General features: G+C 65.2%; 4 protein-coding genes and 1 tRNA gene. 4 read left to right on the top strand and 1 reads right to left on the bottom strand.

Annotated features, from left to right (window positions below; all coding sequences use genetic code 11):
- On the top strand, window positions 1–249 hold a 249-nt coding region (locus LXN57_RS44395; protein WP_251804338.1), incomplete at its 5' end, for an integrase core domain-containing protein.
- A gap of 529 nt (window positions 250–778) precedes the next feature.
- Here the strand turns inward: LXN57_RS44395 and LXN57_RS44390 are convergent.
- Window positions 779–854 (bottom strand) — tRNA-Arg (locus LXN57_RS44390).
- A gap of 245 nt (window positions 855–1099) precedes the next feature.
- Here LXN57_RS44390 and LXN57_RS44385 point away from each other — a divergent pair.
- The 3 genes from LXN57_RS44385 to LXN57_RS44375 all read left to right on the top strand — a co-directional run bounded on the left by LXN57_RS44385 (window position 1100) and on the right by LXN57_RS44375 (window position 9824).
- Complete coding sequence (locus LXN57_RS44385) at window positions 1100–1831, top strand: hypothetical protein (protein ID WP_251804337.1); 732 nt, start codon at window positions 1100–1102, stop codon at window positions 1829–1831.
- Window positions 1832–1962: 131 nt separating this feature from the next.
- Complete coding sequence (locus tag LXN57_RS44380; RefSeq protein WP_251804336.1) at window positions 1963–8973, top strand: polymorphic toxin-type HINT domain-containing protein; 7011 nt, start codon at window positions 1963–1965, stop codon at window positions 8971–8973.
- Window positions 8895–9824, top strand: a complete 930-nt coding sequence (locus LXN57_RS44375) for a DUF5984 family protein (RefSeq protein WP_251804335.1) — start codon at window positions 8895–8897, stop codon at window positions 9822–9824. The genes LXN57_RS44380 and LXN57_RS44375 overlap by 79 nt, the downstream gene beginning before the upstream one ends.
- Window positions 9825–9962: the final 138 nt, after the last annotated feature.

Raw genomic sequence — 9962 nt, 5'->3', positions numbered from 1 at the left:
CACGAGATCAGACAATCCGTCGGGCGTACCGGGATCTGTTACGACAACGCGATGGCGGAATCGTTCTTCGCAGCGCTCAAGAACGAGAGGGTCAAACGCACCCAGTACCCGACCCGCAAACGCGCTATAGAAGATGTTGCGCGGTACATAGAAGTCCGATACAATTCCCGACGTCTCCACTCGGGCCTCGGCTACAAGACCCCTAATGAGGTCTACAACGAGTACCTGAACGGGCAGCGTGCGGCGTAATTTGGACCACTAAACGTTTGTCCGGAATTTCCGGGGCGGATCAAATGCCTCGACGCCGCCGAGGCCGACCGGAACAATGGCCGTGCCCCAGCAGCTACCCGACTCGCAGAGATCAACAGCGAAATCGCCGACCTCAACCGGCGACTCCAACGCCAGATACTCAACCTGGAAGCCGACGACATCACGGCTCCCACCAGACGCCAAATCACCACCCGCATCGGCGAACTCGAAGACATGATCACTTACCGGCAAGCCGACGCCGACCAGGCTGAGGCCGAGCTAGCAGCCGCGCCACCCGACCTCGACGAAATCACGGCAGCGCTGAACCGACTTCCCGAACTGGCCGACACCCTCGTCAGTCGGCCCCCCGAGGATCTCCACACCCTGTACGAAGCGCTCGACGTCCAGGTGCGGTACCACCCGAAGGATCGTTTCGCTGACGTCGAGATCACCCTTGCCGACGCGCCAGGGTTGGAACTTCCGCTACTACCGCCCGCCGACCTACCGCAACCGGCGTCGCATATCCGTTTGGTGCCCCCGGTAGGAATCGAACCTACGACACACGGTTTAGGAAACCGATGCTCTATCCCCTGAGCTACGAGGGCCTGCGGCCCATATCGTACCTACCAGGGCGTTCCTGGGAGCGCCCGGGCGTCTCATCGGGTGCTCATAGGTGCCATCTGGTCCACCGGTGGGGTTCCGTCGCTGGTCGGAGCGCGTTCGGAGCAAACCCCGGGCACACGCGGCCCGGCGTGCCCGGCGGTGACCACGGGTGCCCAGCGGTGATGTCGGGTGCTATTCGCTCCCCGAGCGCGTCCGGAGCACTCGCGGCGACCCCTGAGCTGGCCAAATGTCTTTGGCGGACGACTTGATGTTCGTGCGGGGTCAGGCGATGGTTCGTGCCACCGGTACCGCGGGGTGCGCCTCCTGCGGCAGCGTCGCCGGGCACCTCGCGCACGAGGTGCCCGGCGCGTGGCTTTCCACGCAGTGTCTCCCGCTTCAGGTTGGGCTGTGCTTCGTCGTGCTGGTCAACGCCACCACACTGCCGGTCGCGCTCGCCGCCGTGACCGCCGCGGGCGTGCCCGGAGTCGTAGCCCTCATCGCCGTCGGCCACCACCTGCAAACCGCCACCCCGAACGCCTCACTCCGGGGTGGGCCCTCGGCCACCTTCTACACCAGCGACGCCACCGCCGCAGTCGTCGGCACCCTCATCGCAGCGTCCGTCATCACCATGACCACCCTGACCACGGCCATGACTGTCTTCAGCATCATCGTCCTGACCGCTGGGCCCACCGCAACGCTTCGGGCGGAGAACCATCGGCTGTCGCGTCTGCTGGATCTGCAGGGCCAGGACACCGCTCCAGCACCGGAGCAACTCGCCGCGATGGCCACGCCAGGTCCGGTCACCATGGCGTCGCCAATGCCGGAGAAACTTGGGCGCACCTTGACCGCGGAAGGCGTGGACCGCTGCGCTGGTCATGTCTTCTCCAAGGCCGAGCCCCCGGACGCCCCGAAGTGCGTACAGTGCCGGGTCGCCGCGGTGGTTCAGCTGGGGTCGGTGCGTGGCGGTGCCCAGACGTAGGTCGACACTGGCCGTTATCAATATCTTGTGAAAAAGATCATTCATGCAGGATCGTCGAGAGGCCTCCTCGTACGCTGACCGCGCCGGTCGGAGCATCGACCGACGCGGATCGGTCACGGGGGAGTTACTGAATGCTGTCCAAAAACCGCTGGGGCGCACGATTGGTGGCACGCTGGCGCCGGCTCGCTGTGCTCGGTCTGGTAGCGGCGGCTGGGCCCGCGCTGATCGGTTTGACGCCGGTCGCCGCGGTCGCCGACCCGAAGGGTGTGGACTGGCCCGAGCCCAAGCCGCTCGAACGCGTCCAGCTCGACCGGAGCAAGAAGGCCGCCGCGCCCAAGGTTCCGGCGAAGACGTACGCCAAGTTCGCGGTCGGCTCGAACTCATCGCTGCCCGGCGCCCACGACAGCACCGTGCGGCTCGCCAGCCGCACGAAGGTCCGGGCCGGTTCGTCCCCGGTGTCGGTCACGCGTGGCGCCCAGGGTTCCGCGCCCGAACAAGTACGGGTCACGACCGTCGACCAGAAGACGGCCCAGGCCGCCGGAGTCCGCGGCGTGATGTTTGCGCTGCGTGGTACGGGCGCCGCCGGCCAAGTCGACGTCGAGGTCGACCCGACGACGTTCCGTAACGCCTACGGCGGCGGCTACGAGTCGCGGCTGCGCCTGGTCCAGCTGCCCGCGTGCGCGCTAACCACCCCCGAGCTGGAGCAGTGCCGTGTACGGACGCCGCTGCCCGCACTGACCGGTGCGCCGCTCGCGGCCTCGGCCTCGGTCTCGTCCGGGGTCACGGTGCTCGCCGCCGAACCGGACGCCTCGGGCCGCAGTGGCGACTTCAAGGCCACGGACCTCTCGGCCGGCGGATCGTGGTCGACCAGCGGTAACACCGGCGCGTTCACCTACAACTACCCGATCTCGGTGCCGCCGGCCGTCGGTGGTGGCGCTCCGGCGCTGAGCCTGTCGTACAGCTCGAGCTCCCAGGATGCCCGCACGCTGGGCACCAACAACCAGTCCTCGTGGGTGGGCGACGGCTGGAACACACCGGACAACTTCATCGAGCGCACCTACCGCAGCTGCGAGGACGTCGAGGGTTCGGGCGCGCCGGAATACTCCGGTGACCTGTGCTGGGCCGGGCAGGTCCTCACGCTGTCGCTCAACGGGTCGTCGACCGAGATCGTCTACGACGACCAGACGAAGACCTTCCGCTCGGCGAACGACAGCGCCACCACGAAGATCGAGAGCCTGACCGGCGCCACCAACGAGACCAAGAACGGCGAGTATTTCCGGGTCATCGAGAACGGCGTCCAGTATTACTTCGGGCTCAACCGCCTGCCCGGCTGGACCTCGACCAAGGACGAGACCAAGTCGGTCCGGACGGTGCCCGTCTACAAGGCCCACGGCGGTGTGGCGGCCTGCCCGGACGGCTCGTTCGCCGCGACCTCGTGCAAGCTCGGCTACCGGTTCGGGCTCGACTTCGTGGTCGACCGCAACGGCAACGCCATGGCCTACTACTACGGCCAGGAAACCAACTTCTACGGCGCGAACATGAAGGACACCGCCGTCGAGTACGTGCGCGGTGGAACGCTCAAGCGTATCGAGTACGGGCTGCGCGCCGGGTCGGTCTACTCGACCTCGCCGTCAGGCAAGATCACCTTCAACACCACCGAGCGTTGTTTCCCTGGTGAGCCGGCCGGCAACACGTGCGCGAGCGACCAGTTCGGGGTCGAGCACGCCGAGTACTGGCCCGACGTGCCGGTCGACCTGAACTGCACCAGCGGCCAGGACTGCATCAACCACGCGCCGAGTTTCTGGTCCCGCCGGCGCCTCGCCTCGATCGTCACCGAGGTGCTGGTCAACGGTGCGATGACGCCGGTCGACCGGTACGACCTGACGCAGACCCTGCCCGATGGCGGCGACCACGCCCCGACCCTGTGGCTGCAGTCGATCAAACACACCGGTCTCGACAAGTCCGGCGGGGCGACGGTGACCGCCGACGGCGGCACGGTCAGTTTCAACCCGGCGCAGCTCTTCAACCGCGTCGGCACGCTGCCCGGCCTGCCGAAGATGTGGTACAACCGCGTCGGCAACGTGACCTCGGAAACCGGCGCCGAAACGGTCGTCACGTACAACACGCCCACCTGCTCCGGGCTACCGGCCAGCGACCTCGCCGACGAGAACGACACCAAGGCCCAGGCGTTCGCCTCGACCAACAAGACCGGCTGCTTCCCTGTCTACTGGACCCCGCAGGCCCAGCCGCGCCCGCTGATCGACTGGTTCTACACGCACCCGGTCAAGTCGGTTGTCACCCTCGACAACTGGAACAAGTACCAGGACGGAACCCAGCCCAAACTGGTCACCGAGTACTCGTACGAGGGCGACCCCGGCTGGCACTACGACGACAACGAAGTGGTCGAGAAGAAGAACCGCACCTGGGGCCAGTTCCGCGGCTACCCCGAGGTGCACGTCACGACCGGTGACACGGCGGTCTTCCACAAGAACAACAAGACCGAGGTGTACGACCAGAAGACCCTCACCAAGACGTTCTACTTCCTCGGCATGAACGGCGACGTCCTGCCTGGTGGCAAGACCCGCAGCGTTCCCGCCCTGAGCAGCACCGACGGCACAGTGTCGGTCACCGACTCACCCGAGCTGACCGGTCAGGTCTTCGAGACCGTCACCTACACCGGCGTCGGCGGCATGCCCGAGTCGGCCACGGTCTCGGTGCCGAAGATCATCGGCCCGACCGCGTCCCGCGCCCGAACCGGCCTGCCCACCCTCGAGGCCAACATGGTCGTTCCGTCGCGCACTCTCACCCGGCAGAAGGTCTCCTACGGCTGGCGCAAGACCGAGACCGCCACCTTCTACAACACGACGCTGGGCCAGAGCACCACCGGCATGGCGGTCCAGCAGGTCGACCGGGGTGAGACCGGCGCGGCCGGCAACGTCCCCCTGTGCACCTTCAACAAGTACGTCGACATGACCGTCCCGATCGTCGGTGGCAGCACGGCGGGGATCGTGTTGCCGTCCGAGCTGATCAAGACGAATCAGGACTGCGCAGCGGCCGGTGCGACCCCCTCGGGGACGCTGATCTCGGACGCCCGCACCTCGTACGACGCGGCCGGCAACCCCACGCTGATCAAGGCAGCGGCAACGGCGAGCGGCACGACCGTGAGCAAGTGGCTGGACACCACCTCGACCGCGTACGACATGTACGGCCGGGCCAAGACGGTGACCCGAACACCCAACTCCACTGGGCTGGCCCAGGCGGTCCACACCCGGTACTCGCCGAGCACTGGGGAGCTGCCCAAGACGCTCACCACCGTCACCCCGGTGACCTCCGGTACCGACTGTTCCGCGGTCACGGTGTCGAGCAAGGACTGCCAGGTCGCCACGATGACCCTCGCCCCGGCCCGGCAGCTGCCGATCGCCGAGGTCGACATCGCCGGCAGCCTGAGTTCGGCCGAGTACGACGCGCTGGGCCGGCTGACCAGCGCATGGCTACCCAACAAGAACCGGGAAGCCAAGGCCCCCGCCAACATGAAGTACGAGTACCTGCTGCGGTCCACGGCGCCGAGCGTGGTCACCACCCAGACGCTCGCCGACAATGACAAGACCGACGCTCCGATCACCTACATCGCGAACAAGGTGCTGCACGACGCGATGCTGCGCCCGCTGGAGAGCCAGAGCACCGGTGAGAACGGCGCCACCATCGTCTCCGACATCCAGTACGACTCGCACGGCTGGACCGTCCTGACCAACGACGCCTACGCCGTCGACGGCAGCCCCGGCGACAGTCTCATCTCCGACCACCTCTCGCAGGTGTCGGTCCCGTCTACCACTGTCATAGACCACGACGCGATGGGTCGGGTCACCCAGACCACGGCTGAGCACAACGGCGTCGAGACGTTCCGTACCCGCTCCGCCCACACCGGCGACAAGGTCACCACTGTTCCGCCCACCGGCGGGATCGCCACGACCAGCATCACCAACGCCCGGGGCAAGCTCACCGAGCTGCAGCAGTACACCACCGCGCCCACGTTGTCGGGCAGCGTCACCGCCGGGTTCACCGCGTCCGGCGGCGCCTCGAACAGCGTGAAGTACGAGTACACCGACGCCGGGCTCCCGACCAAGACCATCGGACCCGACCAGTCGACCTGGGTCGACACGTACGATCTGCTCGGCCGCAAGACCAAGCACGTCGACCCGGACACCGGCACCAGCCTCACCCAGTACGACGACGCCGGCAACGCGACCCTCAGCAGGGACGGCCGCGGGGTACAGCTGAGCTACACGTACGACCTGCTCGGCCGTCGGCTCACCGGCACCAAGGTCAGCACCAAGTTCCAATTCGCCTCGTGGACGTACGACACGCTTCGGATCGGATCACCGACCTCGTCGACACGCAAGGTCTCCGGCGTCGAGGGCGGCTACACCGTCGAAGTCGCCGGCTACTCCAAGCTGGGCCGGCCGATGGGGCAGAAGATCTCACTGCCGTCGGCCGAGGCTCCGCTGCCGGTGTCGTACGAGACGTCGTTCGCGTACACCCCGAACAACGAGTTGCTCGCCCGCCAGACCGACCCGGCTGTCGCCGGCCTGCCCGAAGAGACGATCACCTACGGGCGCGGGCTGCTCGGCGCGGCGACCAGCACCAAGGGCATCGAGGCGTACGTCTCCGACACGATCTACACCGAGTTCGGTCAGCCCAGCAAGGTCACTCTGGGCCCGTCGACCAAGCAGGCCGAGGTCATGTACGGGTACGACGAGTACACCCTTCGGCGAAGCAGCCGTACAGTCTCGCGGGCCGAAGGCATCGGGCCGGTGGTCGACGAGGCGAACTACACGTACGACGACGCCGGCAACCCGCTGTCGGTGACCAACAAGCAGACCGAGAACGGCAACCCGGTCACCGACACGCAGTGCTACCGCTACGACTCGCTGGCCCGGCTGGCCGACGCGTGGACGGCGTCGGGGGCCTGCCCGGCCGCGAACGTCCTGAAGCCGGCGGCCGGTGGGGTGGCGACCGGGACCGGCGCGTACTGGCAGTCGCTCACCTACGACGCTATCGGAGGCCGCAAGCAGCTGGTGGACCACTCCACCAGCGGCGGCCCGGACGTCACCACGGCGTACACGCTCGGCTGCTCCACGGCCTGCAACGGCACCGGGGCCCAGCCGCACACGCTCACCGAGACCAAGGGCAACGCCGACCCGACGAAGTTCGTCTACGACGTCGGTGGCAACCTGCTCACCCGCACCGCCACCAGTGGCAAGAACCAGACGCTCAAGTGGGACGACGAGGGTCGCCTGGCCGAGGTCGCCACGAGCAACGGCACCACCAAGTTCGTCTACGACGCCGACGGCAACCAGCTGATCCGGCGGGACCCCAAGCGCACCAGCCTGTTCGCCGGCGACACCGAGGTCGTCATCGATACCTCGGTGCCGGCCAAGCCGGTGACCCTGGGCGCGGTCCGCACGTACAGCCACGGCGGCGCAGGACCGGTGGCGATCCGCTCCACACTGCCCGGTGGCGGCGCCCACTACCTGATCAGCGACTCGCACAACAACGCCACCCTGACCATGGACACGACCACTCAGGCCGTGGCCCGCCAGCAGTTCAAGCCGTACGGCGAGGATCGGGCCAACGCGAACCCCACTGCCTGGCCCGACATGACACGTGGCTACCTGGGCGCAGCGAAGAACATCGACACCGGCTACACCGACGTCGGAGCCCGTAAGTACGACCCGGTTCTGGGCCGCTTCATCAGCCCCGACCCGATCCTGGAGGTCACCGACCCGAGCCAGCTGGGCGGCTACACGTACGCCGGCGACAACCCCATCACCCACTCCGACCCGTCCGGTCTCCGCATCGACCCGACCGAGACCGGCTGTGCGGAGGGCAACGGCGGCGCCTGCGGTGGCCAGGAGTCATCCAAGAGAATCGACGTGGTCGAGGACGGCAACGGCGGCGGCACAGTTGGCGGCGTCAGGGTGACCAACGCCCAAGTCAAGGGCAACGTCTACCACTTCGCCAAGGAACTCGACTACGCGTACGACCAGTACCAGCGCGCTTGGGGAAGCAGCTGGGACGCCATGGACGACGACAAAAAGATGCTGTACATGATGAACTCCGCCTGTGATGGGGCGGCGGGATACGGCTCGGCTTGCTCGGCCATCTACACCAAGGATGTCGACACCGCGCTCAACGCGCGCACGATCGGCACCGTTTTCCCCAGCCTCGACTCCGAGGGGCTCAAGGCCGCAGTCGAGGCGGAAATGGGCGGCGGCGGCGCATCGCGTTTGCTCTCCGAAGGCAAGGTCATCAGGCCAAAATCGAAGATCATGGCTGACGAGGCCCTGGCGGACCTGGAGGCCATGAGTATGGGTGGACGCCTGGCCAAGCTATGCGACAGTTTCGCCCCGGACACCGAAGTCCTCATGGCCGACGGTTCGACAAAGCCAATCTCCGAGATCCGGGTGGGCGACGAAGTCGTCGCCACCGACCCGACGACAGGAGAGACGGCCGCGCGGGAGGTGACCAGGCTTCATGTCAACACTGATGTCGAGTTGGCCGACCTCACGGTTGAACTTGCGGACGGTCGGCAGGCGACTCTCAGTACGACTCAGCATCATCCATTCTGGAGCCCTGACCGCAATGAATGGATCGATGCGGGCGAGCTGAGGCGCACCGATGAATTGCGGACCCTCGCTCCTCTGGCACAGCCGGATGTTCAGGCAGTGCGCCTCTTCGTCGGTCGCCGGACCATGTACAACCTCACCGTTGCTGACATCCACACGTACTATGTGCTCGCCGGCACCACCCCGGTCCTGGTTCATAACACCAATTGCGATGTTCCCTTCGGTCCTCGCATGAATTACGAGGCAAACCCAAAGCATGCTGGCGGAAGAGCCGGCGGCTATGTTTCTGGGGAGCCCACGAATGCTCAGGCGATGCTCGACCGTTCTCGCTTGGTTAATTCCACCAGCGGGCGGCGTGTCGCATATGATCGGGATGCGAACGAAATCGTAATGTTTGCGCGACACAATGGTGCCAACTATCATGGCTATGTCTCGACGTGGAGAGATTTGCCGAGAGAGGCGCAGAACGTGCTGATCAAAGAGAAGATCTTCAAGCCCAATGGGAAGCTTCGGTAGCGGGAGCTTCGGTGCAGGTTTGCGCGTGCCGCGGCGGTAGTTCTGATGAGATTGCCGATCGTATATACGTTTCTGAATGGGTGCGCACAATGAAGATACGCACGCTTCGATTCCGGTTTGAGCTCACTGGTCTTGACGGGGTTGAGCCGTGGGGCAAGTCGCAGCGATTGCACTGGTTTGGCCTGACTGAAGGAAGGTACTGGATCGAGTTCGATGAAGGCGGAGGTTCGGATCGCTTGTCGGCGGCGGCGCGGAGTCAAGAAGCCGAGCTTGCCTGCAGGGCTGGCAAGGGCGTTGATTATTATGTTGGCCGGTTCTGGGAAGACCTTATTCAACTGACGGCAGGTGTCCTTGAACCCGTACCTGGCGCGTTGAGTCAGTTCATCGCGAGTTTTCCCGAAGATTGGCGTCCTGTTGAGAGCGAAGAGGCTTGGGAAGCTGTGGTCTGGCATGGCAGACACGTTCTGGATTTGAGTTATCTCGCTCAACCAGCATATGTATGCGCTTGGCGTACAATCACCGGCGATGTGGATGAGGTTACTCTGACATGGCGCCACTCGTTGGATGGAAATATGCGAATTATTGAGGGGGCCCGCGGCTGTGTGAAGATGCCAACAACCTGCTTCGTTGATGCGGTGCGGCAGATGGATGCCGAGTTTATGGATTCGATGAACGGGCGCTTAGCGGAAGTTGGTTCGTCTGTGGTTGGCTATTCAGGGGGCGGAGTTGATATGCGCGAGTTGCGCCAAGAACAACTATCCCGGTCTGCATGGCTCACGCAACGGCTTGAAGCTGAACCGGGCACAGATTGGAATACAGTAACACTCGGGGCCAGGCAACTCCTACGGTAAATAGACTCTTGTGTAATTTAAGGTAGAATTTCACCGCATCGAAATATAGCGTCAGTCCGTGGTTGTGTGCCTCTGGATGCGGGAATCCGCTCTCGTTGCTGTCGCGGCTGATGTCAGATGACCATGTAGATCGATGCA

This window comes from Paractinoplanes hotanensis, from assembly GCF_023717965.1.
Taxonomy (GTDB): Bacteria; Actinomycetota; Actinomycetes; order Mycobacteriales; family Micromonosporaceae; genus Actinoplanes; species Actinoplanes polyasparticus.
This window is presented reverse-complemented; position numbering and strand designations above follow the sequence as displayed.